Consider the following 17,118-nt stretch of genomic DNA (forward strand, 5'->3'; position numbering starts at 1 on the left):
GGGATGGTCAGGCGGCAGGGCGGCATCGCTGCCCACGATGCGCATGCCCAGCCCGCGCGCAAGCTGGGCGGCCAGGCGGCCGATGCCGCCGAATCCCACCACGCCCAGCGTGCGGCCATGCGCCTCCAGCCCCTGCGACAGCGCATTGCGCGGCCACACGCCGGCCGCCACGTCCGCGGTGGACCCATAGGCGCCGCGCAACAGCGACAGCATCGTGCCGACGACGTATTCGGCCACGGCGCGGGCGTTGGCGCCCGTGGCGGGAATGACCTTGATGCCGCGCGTCTCGCATCCCGCCAGGTCGATGTTGTCCAGCCCGACGCCCAGCCGGCCCACCGCAATCAGGCGCGACGCCGCGGCCAGCAGCTCCGCGTTCACCTGGGTGCGATTGCGCACGATGAGGGCGTCGGCCTGCGCGACGGCGGCGAGCAGCGCGCCGCGCTGCTCAACCAGTTCGGGCGCGTACTGCACGTCGAACCGCTGCTGCAGGGCCTGGACGGCAGGCGCGTCCATGAACTCCGATATCAAAACTCGCATCTGCCGGGCTCCTTTTTGTGGTGGCAGGTTGGCCGCATCAGGCGACCTGGATGTTGGCGTCGCGGATGATCTTGGCCCAACGGTCGACTTCGGACTTCAGGTACGCGCCGAACTCTTTCGGGCCGCGCGGCTGCGGCACGAAGCCCAGTTGCAGCAACGACTGCTGCATGGCCGGCTGCGACACCTGCTTGACGATGGCGTCGCCGATGCGCTGGACGAGCTGCGGCGGGGTGCCGGCGGGCGCGAGCACGCCCGTGAAGTTCTCGACGATCAGGTCCGGCAGGCCGGCTTCGGCCGTGGTGGGCAGGTCGGGCAAGTCCTTGCTGCGTTCGCGCGTGGTGATGGCCAGCGCGCGCAGCGAGCCGTTTTTCACGTGCGCCAGCGATTCGGGATAGTTGGAGAACACCACGTCCAGATGCCCGCCGATCAGGTCCGTGAGCGACGGCGCGCCGCCCTTGTACGGCACGTGCATCAGCGGCACACCCGTCAGCTTCTGATACAGCGCCAGCGTCAGGTGCGGCGGCGTGCCGTTGCCGCTGGAACCGGCCGACAGCGGCTTGGCCTTGGCCGCGCGCGCCAGGTCGTCCATGGTCTTGATGTTGCTCTTGGCGTTGACCACCACCATGATCGGCGACGACGCCAGCCCGGCGAGCGGGGTCAGGTCGCGGGTCAGGTCATATCCGGCTTTGCCCGCGAACAGCGTGGCATTGGCGGCGTGCGACAGCGTGATGGCCAGCCAGGTGTAGCCGTCTGGCGCGGCGTTCGACACGTGCGCGGCGCCGATGTTGGCGCTGCCCCCGGGTTTGTTTTCGACCACCACGTTCCACCGTTCGGCGTCCGCCAGCGCCTTGCCCACCTGGCGCGCGGCCACGTCGGTCAGACCGCCCGGCGGAAACGGCACCACGTAGTTGATGGGACGCTCGGGCCATGCGCCTTTCTGCGCCAGCGCGCGTTCCCACGGGGCCAGCGCACAGAGGCCGGCGGCGCCCAGGGCGCCCAGCAGGCGACGGCGCTGTGCATCGTGCAGGGGGTAATGCGGTTCGCTACTCATCTGTCTTCCTCCTTGGGGATAACGCCCGGGTAGGAATGCGTACGCCTTTGCTGCCGCGGACTGCGCCCGGGTCTGCAGGTTCTTGTCGTTGATGTTGCGAGGATGCCGCCAAGGCGGCCGGCGCGCTCTCCTGGTCGCGCCGGCGCCGGAAAGCCCCGTCAGGCGCTTTCGAAGATCCGCGTAAGGACGAACTCGCGGTGGCCCAGGGCCTCGGCCGCGGTCCACCGGCCGTTGGCGGTGGCCAGCATGCATTCCAGCAGCTTGTCGCCGGCCTGGTTCAGGTCGATTTCGCGCTGCAAGAGAGCGCTGGTGTCCACGTCGATGTGCTCGGACATCGTGCGCACGGTGCGCGGATTGGCGCAGATCTTGATGACCGGCAGGATCGGGTTGCCGATGACGTTGCCCTGGCCGGTGGGGAAGAAGTGCACGGCGTAGCCCGAGGCGGCGCACAGCGTGACCATTTCCGCCGCGGCCGATGACGAGTCCATGAACCACAGCCCGGGGCCGTCGGGGATCTCGGCCTTGTCGATGACGCCATCCACCCGGCATTGCTTGCCGATCTTCTGGATGTTGCCCATCGCCTTTTCCTCGATGGTGGTCAGGCCGCCGGCGATGTTGCCCTTGGTGGGCTGGGATTCGGACAGGTCGCTGGTCTTCCAGCGGTCGATCATGGCCTGGTAGCGGTCGAACATGAACATGAAGCGCTCGCGCACGGCGTCGTTGGCGCAGCGTTCGGCGACGATGTGTTCGCCGCCGGTCAGCTCCGACGTTTCGCCGAACACCAGGGTGGAGCCCAGCGCATACAGCTTGTCGAACGCATTGCCTACCGTGGGATTGGCGCCGCAGCCGGACGTGGTGTCGGATTCGCCGCACTTGGTGGAGACCCACAGGTCGGCGATGGGGCATTCGCTGCGCGTGAGCGCGGTGGCGTAATGCACGTATTCCTTGGCGCAGCGGGAGGCGCGCATGATGGTGTCGTGGTCGCCGTGCAGTTCGATGGAAAAGCCCATGACTGGCTTGCCGGTGGCGGCGATGCCGTCGACGACGCGCTTGGTCCAGCCTTCCTCGATGCCGATCACGACCACGGCGGCGACGTTGGGGTTACAGCCGGTGCCGATGAGCGTGCGAAAGTGCAGTTCAAGATCCTCGCCGAACTGCAGGCGGCCATAAGGATGAGGCAGGGCCAGGGTGCCCTTGATATTGTTGGCGACGGCCTCGGCCGCGGCGTTGGAGATGTCGTCCACGGGCAGGACGATGACGTGGTTGCGCACGCCGACGCGGCCATTGTCGCGGCGATAGCCTTGGAAGGTGGTCTGGGCAGTGATGATGGACATGGTGGGTTCCTGTGCGATGGACGGGCGCTTACCAGCGCTTGGTCTTGATGTTGTGCACGTGGGCGTGCTGGCCGGCCTTGATGGGCGCCACCACGCGGCCGATGTCGACGCCGTACTTGAAGACGGTGTCGCCCACGGCCATGTCTTTCATCGCCACCTTGTGGCCGATGGGAATGTCCTGCGACGCGCGCACATGGATGATCTTGTCCTCATCCATGATCCAGGCGTTCAGTTCCGTTCCGGCGGTCAGGCCTTCCACCACGGCGACCGCCACCGTGTCCTTCGCATCGTGCAATACGGCGTGAATCATTGTCTTCCTCTCTGAGTCAGGGGCGCCGCCCGGGTGCTGCACGCGGCGCGGATCACAACGGCCAGGAAATCTTAGGCCCGGCTTTTCCCGAAGTCAACTAAATCATATAGATGACTTACATGACTTGAGCGAACGACGGACGCGCCGCTACACTGGAGGTCCATGATTTTTGCGATGCACCCATGAACACCAGCCTGTCACCGACTGTGCCCCTGGGCAGTCCCTTGTACGAACAGGTCAAGCAGGCCGTGCTTGCCGCGCTGGCGCAAGGCGAGTGGAAGCAGGGCGACGCGATTCCTCCGGAAAAACATCTGGCCGAACGGTTCGGCGTATCGATCGGCACCTTGCGCAAGGCCATCGACGAACTGGCTGCCGAGAACATCCTGGTGCGCCACCAAGGGCGCGGCACCTACGTCGCGGTGCACACGCGCAACCATCACTTCTTCAAGTTTTTCCGCATCGTCGGGCAGGACGGCAGCAAGTCCTACCCGACCACCGAGCTGTTGCGCTTCCGGCGCGTGAAGGCCTCGGCGGTCGCGCGCGAAAAGCTGGAACTGCCCACGGGCGCCCATGTGTTCGAGTTCCTGAATGTGCTGTCGCTCAACGGCGACGTGGTCATGGCCGACGAGGTCTGCCTGCCCGAATCGCGCTTTCCGGGGCTGACTGAAGCGCATCTGCGCGAGCGCACCAGCACGCTTTACGCGCTGTACCAGGACCTGTTCGGCGTCAACGTCATCGCCACCGACGAGCGCCTGCGGACCTGCCTGGCCGAACGCACGCAGGCCCGCTGCCTGGGCGTGGCCGAGGGTAGTGCGCTGCTGGAGATCCGCCGCATCGCGTTCTCCTACAACCGCCAGCCGGTGGAATGGCGCGTGTCCCGCGTGAACACCGAACGCTACGAGTATCTGGGACAGGAGCCCTGGGAAGCCGGCACGTAGCAGTGCTAGAATTCCTGCCGCACTACCCAATTTTCGGCGCCGATTTGCCTGATCCGCTTGCGGGCGCCTTCCAATAAATCCAGCTAAAGAGGTCCGTATGACCACTCCTGCCCAACATTTGGCCGGTGATTCGGCCAGCGGGTTCGTCCCCGCAACCGTCACGACTTCCGATACCGTCGATCCCGGTTCGGTCGGCCTTGTCTCTCCCACGTTCATTCGTTTCGACGAACCGCTTCCCCTGCTGAGCGGCCAATCGCTCGCGTCCTACGAGCTGGCTGTCGAAACCTACGGCACGCTCAATGCGCAGCGCACGAATGCCGTGCTGATCTGCCACGCGCTCAATGCCTCGCACCACGTGGCTGGGCAAGCCGCGGACAACCCCACCGACCTGGGCTGGTGGGACAACATGGTGGGCCCCGGCAAGCCGGTGGACACCAATCTCTTCTTCGTGATCGGCGTGAACAACCTGGGCTCGTGCTTCGGCTCGACCGGGCCGGCCAGCATCAACCCCGAGACCGGCAAGCCCTGGGGCGCCGCGTTCCCGGTACTGACGGTGGAAGACTGGGTGCGGGCGCAGGCGCGGGTGGCGGACCATTTCGGCATCGAGCGCTTTGCGGCTGTGATGGGCGGATCGCTGGGCGGCATGCAGGCGCTCAGCTGGTCGATCACCTTGCCCGAGCGTGTGGCCAATTGCATCGTCATCGCCAGCACGCCGCGACTGTCCGCGCAAAACATCGGCTTTAACGAAGTGGCCCGCCGCGCCATCATCACCGACCCGGATTTCCACGGCGGCGACTACTACGCGCAGGACACCGTGCCGCGCCGCGGCCTGTCGGTCGCGCGCATGATCGGCCACATTACGTACCTGTCCGATGACGACATGGCCGAAAAATTCGGCCGAGCCCAGCGCGCACCCGCCGAGAACGGTGCGTACCGTTACGGCTACGACGTCGAGTTCGAGGTCGAGTCGTACCTGCGTTACCAGGGCGAGAAGTTCACGCGCTATTTCGATGCCAACACCTATCTGCTGATCACGCGCGCGCTGGACTACTTCGATCCGGCGCGCACCACGGGCGGCGATCTGGCGCGCGCGCTGGCGCCCGCCAAGTCGAACTTCCTGCTGGTGTCGTTTTCGACCGACTGGCGCTTTCCGCCGGAGCGGTCGCGCGAGATCGTGCGGGCGCTGCTGAAAAACGCGAGTCCCGTCACGTACGCCGAGATCGACGCGCCGCACGGCCACGACGCCTTCCTGCTGGAGGACGCGCGCTACCACGCGGTGGTGCGCGGCTACTACGAACGCATCGCGCGCGAGCTGGGCCTGCAAGCCGCCGCCCCGATTGAAGGATGCTCCGAATGACTTCCGTGACTCCCCGCTATGCTCACAGCGCGCTGCGGCCCGACCTGGCGCGCATCGCCGGCTGGATCGAGCCGGGCAGCCGCGTCCTGGACCTGGGTTGCGGCGACGGCGCGCTGCTGGCGCACCTGCGCGATCATCGCCAGGTCAAGGGAGCCGGCGTCGAACTCGACGACACCTGCGTGATCGCCTGCGTGCGCCGCGGCGTCGAGGTCATCCAGCAGAACCTGGAAGACGGCCTGGCGCTGTTTGACGACAAGCAGTTCGACACCGTCGTGCTGTCGCAGACGCTGCAGTCCATGCACCGCACTGAGCACATCCTGCGCGAAATGGCCCGCGTGGCGCGCTACGGCGTGGTGTCGTTTCCCAACTTCGGCTACTGGCCGCACGGCTGGGCCATCCTGCGCGGCCGCATGCCGGTGACCGGACAGATGCCGTACCAGTGGTACAACACGCCCAACATCCATCTGTGCACGCTGCGCGACTTCGAACAGCTCGCCGGGGAAGTGGGCCTGCGCATCCTGGAGCGCGCCACGTTCAACGAAGGCAAGGAAGTGAAGGCATTCCCAAGCTGGCGCAGCACGCTGGCGGTGTACCGCTTTGCTTCGCCCTGACATTCCGACACGCATCCTCCTGACGGCGCGGGGCAACAGGCCCTAAAATGCCGCAAGCCTGCGGCCGGCGCCCGTTACGCCGCTGGCCAAGTTTCAGGAGACCGTCATCACCGCTGTATCCAACGTCTACACCAGCCCGCGCGTTGCCCCCTTGCTGGTGCTGGGCTTTGCCAGCGGGCTGCCGCTGGCCCTGACCAGCGGCACCTTGCAGGCCTGGGCCACCGTCGAAGGCGTGCCGCTGCAGGAAATCGGTTTCCTCACCCTGGTAGGCACGGCCTACACCATCAAATTCCTCTGGGCGCCGTTCGTCGACCGGTTTGCGCCGCCCGTGCTGGGCCGGCGCCGTGGCTGGATGCTCGTGACGCAACTGCTGCTGGCGGTGGCCATCATGGCGATGGGCACGCTTTCGCCGTCGTCCACGCTGATGGCGCTGGCCGTGCTGGCCGTGCTGGTCGCGTTTCTGTCCGCCACGCAGGACATCGCCTTCGACGCCTATTGCACGGACGTGTTGCGCAAGGACGAGCGCGGCGCGGGCGCGGCCATCAGGGTCATGGGTTACCGGCTTGCCATGATCGCGTCCGGCGGTCTTGCGCTGATCATGGCGGACCAGTGGATAGGGTGGGGCAACACCTACATGGTGATGGGCGGGCTGATGATGCTTTGCGCGCTGGCCACGCTGTGGGCGCCCGAGCCCGAGCACGTCGCGCGCCCACCGCGCACCCTGCGCGAGGCGGTGAATGAGCCGCTCCGCGAATTCTTCATGCGCCGCGGCGCGATGGAAGTGCTGCTGCTGATCGTGCTGTACAAACTGGGCGACGCGTTCGCCGGGGCCCTGTCCACCACGTTTCTGATCCGCGGCGCGGGTTTCACGCCGACAGAGGTCGGCACCGTGAACAAGGTGCTGGGGCTGGCGGCCACCATCATCGGCGCGCTGGCGGGCGGCTCGCTGATGGCGCGCTGGGGGCTGTACCGGTCGCTGATGGCGTTCGGGCTGCTGCAGGCAGTGTCGAACCTGGCGTACTGGCTGATTGCGATCAGCCCAAAAAACCTGTGGCTGATGGCAACCGGCGTGGGCATCGAGAACTTGTGCGGCGGCCTGGGCACGGCGTCTTTTGTGGGCCTGCTGATGGCGCTGTGCCACCAGCGGTTTTCCGCCACGCAATTTGCGCTGCTGTCGGCGCTGTCGGCCGTGGGCCGCACCTATCTGGCCGGTCCGTTGACGCCGCCGCTGGTCGATTACCTGGGATGGCCCGGGTTCTTCCTGCTGACGGTGGCCATTGCCCTGCCGGGACTCGTGCTGCTGCGCAAGCTGCGCGGCACGATCGAGACCATGGAAAAGCAGCGCGAGGCGTAGCCGGCCGATCGCAAAAAAAAGGCGGCGCACAAGCGCCGCCTTTTTGCTGGCCGAAAACCTACTCTTCGCCGCTCAGCCGGACGATCAGCACGTCGCTGGGCAGGGATTCCAGCAGCCGCTCGGCCACGCTGCCGATGGCGGTGCGCAGGATGCCGGTACGGCCGTGGGTGCCGGTGACGACCAGGTCGGAGCGGTGGTTGAACGAGTAGTCGGACAGCACGGTTTCGGGCTGGCCGGCTTCGAGCACGACCTTGGTCGGGCGGCCCTTGGGCAGTTCGGGCGTTTCGGCGATGAAACGCTCGGCGCACTGTTCGGCGGTTCGATACAGGTTGTCGACGACGCCGTCGTCCGGCTTGCTCACGCTCTGGAACGGCACTTCATACGCGTTGAACAAGGTGATGTCCGCATTGGGCACCAGTTGTAGCGCGGCGCGCAGCGCCTGGCGCGAGCCATCCGAGAAGTCGGTGGCGACCAGTACGTCGCGGTAGGGCCGGCGGGGGCGGTTCTTGACCACCAGCACGGGCTGACGCGCCTGGCGGGCCAGCTTTTCGACCGTGGTGCCGAGCAGCAGGCGGCCCAGCGTTTCCTGGCGGGCGATGCCGGCCACGATCAGCGAGCAACCATACGCGTCGGCGGTTTCCATGATGCTGGCGACGGGGTCGCCCTTGGTGACCACGACTTCCGCCGACACGTTGGCGGCGGCGACGTCTTCGGCGAGTTCGCGTTCGACGAGGGCCTTGTGGTCCGGCGACAGGCGGCGCCAGACGGGGGTGGTGAGCGGCGTGGCATGGGATTCCATGACATGCAGCATGATCAGCTTGGTGTTCAGTTCCTTGGTCAACTGCAGAGCGCGGTCGAGGGCTCTGTCGCCGCGCGCACTCAAGTCGGTGGCCAGAAGGATGGGGCCAATTTGCTGGGTCATACCTAATCTCCCGGTTACGGCCAGAGGGGCGGCTCCCGCGTCCGCGCTGCCTGGCCCAGTAGCGCCCGGTCGGGCACGTCTCCATTGTCTCGCCGCGAAACGAGACCGGAGTTGATCGTTGTCAACGCAGGTTTGAGGGTACGGGATGATGCGCGCGCAGGCAATGGCGCGGCCGCCGGCAAGGCTCAATACAATGGGGCCTGCCCAAGCTACCCCCCCACCTATGTTTACCGATCTGTCGCCCGCCCTGCTGCACACGCTGTACCTGGTCGCCATCGTTGCCGAAGCCATGACCGCGGCACTCTCGGCGGGGCGGCGCGACATGGACTGGATGGGCGTCTGCATCATCGCGTGCGTGACGGCGCTGGGCGGCGGATCGCTGCGCGACGTGCTGTTGGGGCACTATCCGCTGACGTGGGTCGTGCATCCCGAATACCTGTGGATGACGGGCGGGGCAGCCATCCTGACTGCGCTGATCGCGCCCGTCATGCGCCGCTTGCGCAGCGTGTTTCTGCTCGCTGACGCGCTGGGTCTGGTGGCGTTCACGGTCATCGGCTGCCAGGTGGCGCAGATGATGCAGTTGCCGATCACCGTGGTGCTGATCAGCGGCATGATCACCGGGTGCGCCGGCGGGGTGCTGCGCGACGTGTTGTGCAACGAGGTGCCGCTCCTGTTCCGCAAGGAACTCTACGCCAGCGTGTCCCTGGTGACCGGCGCACTGTATCTGGGCTCGATGTCGCTCGGCCTGTCGGCCAACGCGTCCGTGCCCATCGCGCTGGCCGCGGGGCTGACCATGCGCCTCATGGCCCTGCGCTTCAACTGGCAAATGCCCAAATTCGTCTACCGCGACGACTGGGACTGACCGCGCCGAGCGATCGAATTCGTCCCCTCCGACCTGCCCGGGGCAGGCCATGTGATGCCGTGTCTATTGTGTGAAACATTATTTCTATTTCTGTTTCAATAGATTTCTAGTATCTTGTCTGGGTCTCATAGCTTGCATACGCAGTAGAAGGGGAGCCGATTGGACGTCAAAGCGCCCGCCACGATTCCGTATTTCCTACAGGAACAGATTCGTGAGTTGATAGTGAACGGCACTATCCGGCCCGGGCAGCCGTTACGGGAACAGGAATTGGAACAGCGCTTCGGCACCAGCCGCAGCCCCATCCGGGAAGCGCTGCGTCTGTTGGAACTGAGCGGGCTGGTGACGCACATCCAGCGCAAGGGGTTCCGGGTCACCGTTTACACCGAAACCCAGATCCGCCATCTGTACATGCTGCGCGCGGAGCTGGAAGCGTATTGCATCCGGCAGGTCGCCGAAATGCCCGATCTGAGCGCACTGGTGGCCGAACTGACCACGCACCATGAGGCGATCGTCGCGGCGATGGGCCGGCTCGATGGGCGCGGCTTCATCGCGGCCTCGCGCGATTTTTACCTGGCCGCCGCGCGGTTTACCGGCAATGCGCCGCTGACCAGCATGCTCGGCAAGGTGTACGAACAGATCGAGCCGTTGCGCCACTTGCTGGCCAGCAGGTCACTGGAGGCCAACAAGATTCCGATCTACACGGAAGGCATCATCCAGGCCCTGCGCGCCCGGGATTTCGACCACGCCGCGGCGTTGACGCGCAAGTACGTGGTGCAGGTGCTGCCCGACATCGTGCGGGTCTACCGTGAGGCATCGCTCGACGACGCCTAGCTATTGCGCCCGCCTTAGCCGCGGGGCGGCGTGCGCACCTCGATGCCCGCCTGCTCCAGCGCGCTGCGGATGCCATTGGCGAAGACCAGCGCGTTGGGCTGGTCGCCGTGGATGCAAAGTGTGTCGGCCTGCACCGGCACGTCCTTGCCGTCCACCGACCGCACCAGGCCTTCACGCACCATCCGCACGACCTGTGCGACGGCCACTTCCACGTCTTCGATCATGGCGCCTGCGCGCGTGCGCGGGGTAAGAGAACCGTCGTCCTGGTAGGAGCGGTCCGCGAAGACTTCATTGGCGGCTGTCAGCCCGACGGCGCGCGCCGCATCGATCAGTTTGCTGCCCGCCAGCCCGTACAGGATCAGCGAGGCGTCCACGTCCTTGACCGCCTGGCAGATGGCTTTCGCCAGCGGCTCGTCCTTGGCGGCCATGTTGTAGAGGGCGCCGTGCGCCTTCACGTGATGCAGCCGCGCACCTTGCGAGGCCGCCACGCCGGCCAGGGCGCCGATCTGGTACACGACGATGTCATAGGCCTCGTCCGGACTGATCTGGATGACGCGGCGGCCAAATCCGGCCAGGTCCTGCAGGCTGGGGTGGGCGCCCAGCGCCACCCCTCGCGCCAATGCCGCGGCCACGGTCTTGCGCATGGTGGCCGGGTCGCCGCCGTGAAAGCCACAGGCAATGTTGGCGGAGCTGACGAACTGCAGCACTGCCGCGTCGTTGCCCATGGTCCAGGCGCCATAGCTTTCGCCCATGTCGCAATTAAGGTCGATGCGGGTGGTCATAACGGGTTCCTTTCTAGGCCAGCAGCTCGCGCAGCGGTTCAAGCGCGGCGTGCAGTTGGGCAAACGCGCGCTCGCGCTCGCCGTCCAGGCGCTGCGCTTCTTCCAGCTCGATCCGCTGAAAACGCAGCGTCTGGCCGGGCGCGTACTGCGCCAGGGCGGGCAGATCCACGGTGGCGATCTGCGCAATCTTGGGATAGCCGCCGGTGGTCTGCCGGTCGGCCATGAGGATGATGGCCTCGCCGCCCGAAGGCACCTGCACGGTGCCGAAACAGGCTGCTTCGGACAGCATCTGCCGCGGCTGGTTCATGGCGAGCGGGCGGCCGAGCAGGCGGTAACCCATGCGGTCCGACTGCGGACTGATGCGGAAATCCGACTCCGCAAACGCGCGGCGGCTGCTCTGAGAGAACTCGGGCCAGTGCACGCCGGGCAGAAAGCGGATGAATTCGCGCTGCTTGTTGCCCAGCGTCGCGGGCAGATAGACGCGCACGTCCCACAGCGCCTTCTGCAAGGCGGCGGCATCGCGGTCCGGCGCCAGCGGCCGGCGCAGGGGGACGACGTCGCCCTTGGCAAGCGCGCGTCCTTCAAAGCCCCCGAATCCGCTGCGCAGGTACGTGGCTTCGCTGCCCATGACGGGCGTCAGCGCGAACCCGCCGTGCACGGCCAGATAGGCGCGCACGCCGGCGGCGGGCCTCGCGCCGAAGGCCAGCACGTCGCCCGCGCGCGCGATCAGCGGACGCAGCAGGGGGATGTCCTGGCCATTCAGCGTGGCGCCCAGGTCGGCGCCCGCCAGCGCGAAACAGGCCGGCACGTCGAAACGCAGCGTGGGGCCGGTCAGCGTGATTTCCAGTGTGGCCGGGTCGTCTTCGTTACCCGCCAAGGCATTGGCAAGCCGGTGGGCGCGCTCGTCCATGGCGCCCGCCGCCGGAATGCCCTGATGCTGGTAGCCGTCGCGCCCGCGGTTCTGGAAACTGGACAGCATGCCCGGCTTGATCACCGTCACGCTCATGGCCGGTTCCCCCGGATGCGATCGAATTCGTCGGGCGTAATCGGCACGAAGCGCACCGAATCGCCCGGCTGCAACAGGGCGGCGGGTTCGCGGGCCGGGTCGAACATGACGAGCGGCGTGGCCCCGATGATGTTCCAGCCGCCAGGCAGCCGGTTCGGGTAGATGACGGTCTGGCGATTGGCGATGGCCACCGCGCCCGGCGGTACGGCGGTACGAGGCGAGGGTCGGCGGGGAATGTTCAGTTTTTCGTCGTGCACGCCCAGATAGGCATGCCCGGGGGCAAATCCCAGCATGAACACCATGCTGCGCGGTTCGCTGTGCAACTGGATGACGGCGTCTGGCGAAATGCGCGCCGCGCGGGCGACCTCGGTCAGGTCAGGACCGTGTTCGCCGCCATAGCAGACGGGGATGTCGACCTCGCGTCCGCCCGCATCGCCGGTCGGAATGCCGCCGGCCAGCAAAGCCTGGATGTGTTCGGAGAGTGAGGCGTAGGTGGGGCCTTTGCCCTGTCCGCCAGGCCGGTAATGCACGGCCACGGCGACGAAGGAGGGCACCACATCGGTGACGCCCGGCAGCCGCGCGTCGCGCAGCATGCGGGCCGCCGCCAGGCACGTGCGGCCGATGGCGGCGTCGATGTGTTCGCCGAATGAAATGATCAGGCAGCGGTCACCCTGAGGCAGGATGCGCCAGCGGGTTTCGGCCGGAGAAAGCGGGTCTGAATTTACGTTCAACGGCACGAAACCTGTAGTGACGGGTTACTTGGCGAACAACGAATCCATGTTCTTGAACGCCTTGAATTCCAGCGCGTTGCCCGACGGATCCAGGAAGAACATGGTGGCCTGTTCGCCGACCTCGCCCTTGAATCGGATGTAGGGTTCGATGACGAACTCGGTCTTGGCGTCGGTCAGGCGCTTGGCCATGGCTTCCCATTGTTCCATGGAAAGCACGGCGCCGAAATGGCGCACGGGCACATTGTGCGAATCGACCGCGCTGGTGGCTTTGTGTCCACACTCGCTGGGAGCCAGGTGAGCCACGATCTGGTGGCCGTAGAAGTTGAAGTCGATCCATTCGGAGGAGCTGCGCCCCTCCGGACAGCCCAGCTTTTCGCCGTAGAAGGCGCGGGCTTCGGCCAGATCCCGCACGGGGAAGGCCAGGTGGAACGGCGGCAGGTTGGTTTGAGCGGACATGCAAGACTCCGGGTCAGGCAAAGGAAAGATGATCGTTCGGGCTGGGCGGCCGCCGCAGTCGCGTCGGCTTTAGCACCAGCACGTAGTTTAAGTATTGTTTTTTTTATAGCAAAACGATATTTTTCGAGTCTTAGCATCGAAAAAATTGATTGTGCTCAAAGAATTCAAGACCTTCATCGCCGTGGCGCGGGACGGCACCTTCACCGAGGCGGGGGCGCAACTGGGACTCACGCAGTCCGCAGTCAGCGCCCAGATCCGGCGCCTGGAAGAGTATCTGGGCGTCGCCCTCTTTGACCGCAGTCCGCGCGCGGCACTGCTGAACGCGCAGGGCCGCGAGATGCTGCCCCAGGCCGAAGAGCTGGTTGCCATGGCCGAACGCATGGCGGCGTCTGCCGGCGGCGCCCATGTCAGCGGGCTGCTGCGCATCGGCGCGATCGCGTCCGTGCAGCAGGATCTGCTGGTTCACGCGGTGGGCGAGTTCCGCGCGGTTTATCCCGACGTGCGCGTGCGCATCGTGCCCGGTGTGTCGCTGTCGTTGCTGGGTCAGGTGGACGCGGGCGAAGTGGACCTCGCCGTGCTGATCCGCCCGCCGTTCGCCTTGCCGCCCGAGCTGGGTTGGCAGCCGCTGATGAGCGAGCCGGTGATGCTGGCCATACCGGAATCCATGCCGGTCGCGCCTTGGCGGGAGCTGCTGGCGACCCAGCCCTTCATCCGCTACGACCGCGCTTCGTTCGGCGGGCGGGTGGTGGATGTATTTCTGAAGAAGCACCGGATCACCGTGCACGAGGCCGTGGAGCTCGACGAGATCGAGGCCATCGCGGGGATGGTCCGGCACGGGCTGGGCGTGGCGCTGCTGCCCCGGTTGCGGCGTCTGGACATGACCGGCCTGCGGCTGCTGCCGCTGGACGAACACGCGTTTCACCGCGAAATAGGCATCATCGGCCGCCTGCCGTTCGACCCTGGCAGCGTCCGCGAAAAGATCGCGCAATGCCTGCATCGGGCGGCGGGTGATTCGGGGGTGGGCTGACTGCTTGGATTGGGCGCTTGTGCGACGGCGTCTGGCTTGGCTCGGTGTCGGACACCGTCTCAAGCAATCTGGTCAGCCAAGAAAAAAGCCCCCGAAGGGGCTTTTGCTCTTACAGGCGGTCGCAGCGGACCGTGATCGGGTGATCGCGCAGGGCGGTCATCACGATGTCGTCCACCTGGCCCTCCACGTCGGTGATCACGTAGCCGATCTGGCCGCGCGTCTGCAGGGTCTGGCTGACGATGTTCAGGCCGTGTTGCGCCATCAGGTTGTCCAGCGCGCCCAGCGCCCCGGGCGCGTTGCGGTGCACGTGCAGGATGCGCGTGCCGCCGGCCTGTTCCAGGAACGGCAGCTCGGGGAAGTTGACCGCGCCCTTGGTGGTGCCGGCCTGCAGGAAGCGCACGAGCTTTTCGGCGACTTCGCGGCCGATGTTCTCTTGGGATTCCTGCGTGCTGCCGCCGATGTGCGGGGTCAGGATGACGTTGGGCATGCCGATCAGCGGGCTGGCCAGCGGTTCGTCGGCGCTCTTGGGCTCGGTGGGGAACACGTCCAGCGCGGCGCCGGCCAGGTGGCCGGATTTCAGCGCCGCGTGCAGCGCGTCGATGTCCACCACCGCACCGCGCGAGGCGTTGATCAGGATGGCGCCGCGGCGCATGCGGCCGATGGTCTCGGCGTTCATGATGTTTTCGGTGGACTTGCCGCCGGGGACGTGCAGCGTCACGACGTCGGCCTGTTCCAGCAGGTCATTCAGCGTGCCGGCGGGGCGGGCGTTGCCCAGCGGCAGCTTGGCCTCGACGTCGTGATAGATGACGCGCATGCCCAGGCTTTCGGCCAGCGTGCTGATCTGCGAGCCGATGTTGCCGTAGCCAACGATGCCCAGCGTCTTGCCGCGCGTCTCAAACGCGCCCGCGGCGCTCTTGTCCCAGTGGCCCTGATGGACCCGGGCGTTCTTTTCGGGGATCCGGCGCAGCAGCAGGATGGCCTCGCCCAGCACCAGTTCGGCGACCGAACGCGTGTTGGAGAACGGCGCATTGAAGACCGGGATGCCGCGCTGCATGGCGGTGTCCAGGTCGACCTGGTTCGTGCCGATGCAGAAGCACCCGACGACGCGCAGGTCGGGGTTGCCGGACAGCAGGGCCGCGTCCAGGTGTGTGCGAGAACGGATCCCCGCCACTTGCACGCCGCGCAGGGCGTCGTGCAATTGCGCCGGCGGCAGGGCCGCGGCATGCGTGACGATATCGGTGTAGCCGGCGGCCTCGAAGACGGCGCGGGCGCTCGGGTGGATGTTCTCGAACAGGACGATTTGTGCCATGACTGCCAAGGGTTGGTGAGAAACGCAATTATTTATTGTGGACCATTTTTGCTGCAGTGCAAGGAGTAGCCATTGAGGCGGTGTGGGTGAATTGTTTCAGGATCGCCCGCGCCGCAATCTGGGAATGCGCGCTAGCGGTAAGCCTGGAAAACCTTGGCGCCGCCGCGCTTGTCGACCAGCACCACGTCGTGCGGCGTCTTGCGACCGCCGTATTCCGGCCCGTCCATGCCCGGCGAACCCAACGGCATGCCGGGGGCCGAAATACCCGCCGCGTCGGGCTTTTCGAGTAGCAGCCGGCGCACGTCGCTGGCGGGCACGTGGCCTTCGACCGCGTAGCCCTCCACCATCGCGGTGTGGCAGGAACCGTAGTTGGCCATGCCCGCGTTGCGACGGATGGGGCCGGTGTCGTCGACGTCGTGCGTGACGACCTCAAAGCCGTTCTCGCGCATGTGCTTGACCCAGTCTTCGCAGCAGCCGCAGGTGGGCGTCTTCCAGACTTCGACTTTCACGGGCGCCTGCGCGGCCGCGATGGCGGGGGCGCCGAGGACGGCGGCGAGGACCAGGCAGCGTGTTAGACGGGCAAGGTTCATGATGCTCCAGGCGAAAAAGGTTTGTTCAAAGGATACGCTCGCGCGGGGCACGTCACCGCACCGACACCGAGCCCTTCATCCCTGCGGCGTAGTGGCCGGGCTCCAGGCAACCAAACGACACCGTGCCCGCCTTGTCAAAGCGCCACACGATCTGGCCGCTCTTGCCGGCGTCCAGCGACACGGCATTGGGTTCCTCGTGCCGCATGCCGGGATCTTTCATCATCATGGCGTAGTGCGCCTGCAGGTCGGCATCGGTGCCCAGTACGAGCTCATGCCGGATCTTGCCGGAATTGTGTACGTTCAGGCGGATGGTTTCGCCGGCCTTGACGTCGATGGTGGCGGGCGAAAAGCGCATGGCGTCGTTCATGTCGATCTCGACCGTGCGCGTGACGCGGGCCGGATCGCCCGGCGTGCCGATGGGCGCCGCAGCTGAGGGTTGCGCGTGGCCGCCATGCGCGTGGTCGCCTGCGGCCGACGCTGCGCCGGACAGCATGAGCGCCAGGGCGGCGAACGAAGTGCGTAGCAGAGTGCCTTTCACGAGAATCCTTGCAGAGGGAATGAGCGTGATGGCACTTTAAGAAACCGGGGGTGACCCGATCCTGTCGCGCAGATTACGTTTTTGTAATGTTCGGCCCCGCCACCGGATCCATCAGTGTGATGCCGACGACAGTGCCGGTGGTGTCGGATACCGCATCGGCCTCGCCGCCGTGCATGAGCGCAATGGCGCGCACGATGGCAAGACCCAGGCCGTGGCCTTCGCTGCGCGGGGCGCGCGTCGGGCCGGCGCGGAAAAAGCGGTCGAAGATGCGGGGCAGGTCGGCTGGCGGGATGGGCGGCCCGGGGTTGCGGACCGTGGCGCGCGCGCCGCCGGGGATGCGGGAGCAGGCCACCACGATCCCGCCGCCGGGTGGTGTGGCCTTGATGGCATTGGAAATCAGGTTGGCCAGCGCGCGTCGCGCGAGCCCCCGGTTGGCGGCCACGGTGGCGTCGCCCTCGCAGCGCAACTGCACGCCGTGTTCTTCCAGCGTGGCTTCGTAGTATTCGGCAACGCGCCGCGCTTCCGCGGCCAGTGACACCGGAGCCAGATCGGCCGCACGTTCGCCACGGTCG

The 17,118-nt window shown here is 66.5% G+C and carries 20 protein-coding genes and 1 riboswitch; of the genes, 7 read left to right on the forward strand and 13 right to left on the reverse strand.

Annotated features, from left to right (window positions below; translation table 11 throughout):
* From B3446_RS01430 to B3446_RS01445, 4 genes are all read right to left on the reverse strand, one after another.
* Positions 1–537, reverse strand: a 537-nt coding sequence (locus B3446_RS01430; RefSeq protein ID WP_291376880.1) for an NAD(P)-dependent oxidoreductase, incomplete at its 3' end; no start/stop codon positions are given.
* Between the two features lie 37 nt (positions 538–574).
* Entirely contained in the window at positions 575–1,588 is a 1,014-nt protein-coding gene (locus B3446_RS01435; RefSeq protein ID WP_286900847.1) for a Bug family tripartite tricarboxylate transporter substrate binding protein, read from the reverse strand.
* Between the two features lie 158 nt (positions 1,589–1,746).
* Positions 1,747–2,922 (reverse strand): UxaA family hydrolase, encoded by a 1,176-nt coding sequence (locus B3446_RS01440; protein ID WP_175125143.1) that lies wholly within the window; start codon positions 2,920–2,922, stop codon positions 1,747–1,749.
* 28 nt (positions 2,923–2,950) lie between these two features.
* Positions 2,951–3,232: a UxaA family hydrolase gene (locus B3446_RS01445; RefSeq protein ID WP_056327564.1), complete on the reverse strand. Its 282-nt coding sequence runs from the start codon at positions 3,230–3,232 to the stop codon at positions 2,951–2,953.
* A 182-nt stretch (positions 3,233–3,414) separates the two neighbouring features.
* Here B3446_RS01445 and B3446_RS01450 point away from each other — a divergent pair, with 182 nt between their 5' ends.
* The 4 genes from B3446_RS01450 (at position 3,415) to B3446_RS01465 (ending at position 7,492) form a co-directional block, all read left to right on the forward strand.
* A complete protein-coding gene (locus B3446_RS01450; RefSeq protein WP_291376889.1) occupies positions 3,415–4,170 on the forward strand; it encodes a GntR family transcriptional regulator in 756 nt (251 codons plus the stop codon).
* 26 nt (positions 4,171–4,196) lie between these two features.
* Positions 4,197–4,278: riboswitch (SAM riboswitch) on the forward strand.
* On the forward strand, positions 4,268–5,527 hold the full coding sequence (metX, locus tag B3446_RS01455; protein ID WP_191579244.1) for a homoserine O-succinyltransferase MetX: 1,260 nt from the start codon (positions 4,268–4,270) through the stop codon (positions 5,525–5,527). It overlaps the preceding riboswitch by 11 nt.
* Positions 5,524–6,138: a methionine biosynthesis protein MetW gene (gene metW / locus B3446_RS01460; protein WP_175125146.1), complete on the forward strand. Its 615-nt coding sequence runs from the start codon at positions 5,524–5,526 to the stop codon at positions 6,136–6,138. The genes metX and metW overlap by 4 nt, the downstream gene beginning before the upstream one ends.
* Positions 6,139–6,220: 82 nt before the next feature.
* On the forward strand, positions 6,221–7,492 hold the full coding sequence (locus B3446_RS01465; protein ID WP_409515358.1) for a muropeptide transporter: 1,272 nt from the start codon (positions 6,221–6,223) through the stop codon (positions 7,490–7,492).
* 58 nt (positions 7,493–7,550) lie between these two features.
* On the opposite strand, the gene B3446_RS01470 is transcribed toward B3446_RS01465, so the two are convergent.
* On the reverse strand, positions 7,551–8,414 hold the full coding sequence (locus tag B3446_RS01470) for a universal stress protein (protein WP_191579245.1): 864 nt from the start codon (positions 8,412–8,414) through the stop codon (positions 7,551–7,553).
* Between the two features lie 223 nt (positions 8,415–8,637).
* Between B3446_RS01470 and B3446_RS01475 the strand changes: the two genes are divergently transcribed.
* Both B3446_RS01475 and B3446_RS01480 read left to right on the forward strand, forming a co-directional pair.
* Positions 8,638–9,276, forward strand: coding sequence for a trimeric intracellular cation channel family protein (locus B3446_RS01475; protein WP_056564767.1), 639 nt, complete (start codon positions 8,638–8,640; stop codon positions 9,274–9,276).
* Positions 9,277–9,435: 159 nt separating this feature from the next.
* Entirely contained in the window at positions 9,436–10,107 is a 672-nt protein-coding gene (locus B3446_RS01480; RefSeq protein WP_291376896.1) for a GntR family transcriptional regulator, read from the forward strand.
* A gap of 14 nt (positions 10,108–10,121) precedes the next feature.
* Here the strand turns inward: B3446_RS01480 and B3446_RS01485 are convergent, their stop codons facing one another.
* From B3446_RS01485 to B3446_RS01500, 4 genes are read right to left on the reverse strand one after another with little or no spacing between them, the layout of a single operon-like run.
* A complete protein-coding gene (locus tag B3446_RS01485; protein ID WP_191579247.1) occupies positions 10,122–10,889 on the reverse strand; it encodes a LamB/YcsF family protein in 768 nt (255 codons plus the stop codon).
* Positions 10,890–10,902: 13 nt separating this feature from the next.
* On the reverse strand, positions 10,903–11,895 hold the full coding sequence (locus tag B3446_RS01490; protein WP_291376899.1) for a biotin-dependent carboxyltransferase family protein: 993 nt from the start codon (positions 11,893–11,895) through the stop codon (positions 10,903–10,905).
* Positions 11,892–12,626 carry a 5-oxoprolinase subunit PxpB gene (pxpB, locus tag B3446_RS01495; RefSeq protein ID WP_409558269.1) on the reverse strand — a complete coding sequence of 245 codons (735 nt, stop codon included), beginning with the start codon at positions 12,624–12,626 and terminating at the stop codon, positions 11,892–11,894. Before pxpB ends, B3446_RS01490 begins: the two co-directional genes overlap by 4 nt.
* Positions 12,627–12,650: 24 nt before the next feature.
* Positions 12,651–13,082 (reverse strand): VOC family protein, encoded by a 432-nt coding sequence (locus B3446_RS01500; RefSeq protein ID WP_105237171.1) that lies wholly within the window; start codon positions 13,080–13,082, stop codon positions 12,651–12,653.
* 151 nt (positions 13,083–13,233) lie between these two features.
* On the opposite strand from B3446_RS01500, the gene B3446_RS01505 reads away from it, so the two are divergent.
* On the forward strand, positions 13,234–14,109 hold the full coding sequence (locus B3446_RS01505; RefSeq protein ID WP_291376939.1) for a LysR family transcriptional regulator: 876 nt from the start codon (positions 13,234–13,236) through the stop codon (positions 14,107–14,109).
* A 109-nt stretch (positions 14,110–14,218) separates the two neighbouring features.
* Here B3446_RS01505 and serA read toward each other — a convergent pair whose 3' ends face one another.
* The 4 genes from serA to B3446_RS01525 form a co-directional block, all read right to left on the reverse strand.
* Entirely contained in the window at positions 14,219–15,418 is a 1,200-nt protein-coding gene (gene serA, locus B3446_RS01510; protein WP_175125153.1) for a phosphoglycerate dehydrogenase, read from the reverse strand.
* Positions 15,419–15,549: 131 nt separating this feature from the next.
* Positions 15,550–16,008 (reverse strand): DUF411 domain-containing protein, encoded by a 459-nt coding sequence (locus B3446_RS01515; RefSeq protein WP_291376904.1) that lies wholly within the window; start codon positions 16,006–16,008, stop codon positions 15,550–15,552.
* Between the two features lie 52 nt (positions 16,009–16,060).
* Entirely contained in the window at positions 16,061–16,501 is a 441-nt protein-coding gene (locus tag B3446_RS01520) for a cupredoxin domain-containing protein (RefSeq protein ID WP_291376940.1), read from the reverse strand.
* A gap of 118 nt (positions 16,502–16,619) precedes the next feature.
* Positions 16,620–17,118, reverse strand: a 499-nt coding sequence (locus B3446_RS01525) for an ATP-binding protein (protein ID WP_291376906.1), incomplete at its 5' end; no start/stop codon positions are given.

The organism is Achromobacter sp. UBA5777 (assembly GCF_002418565.1).
GTDB lineage: Bacteria > Pseudomonadota > Gammaproteobacteria > Burkholderiales > Burkholderiaceae_B > Achromobacter > Achromobacter animicus.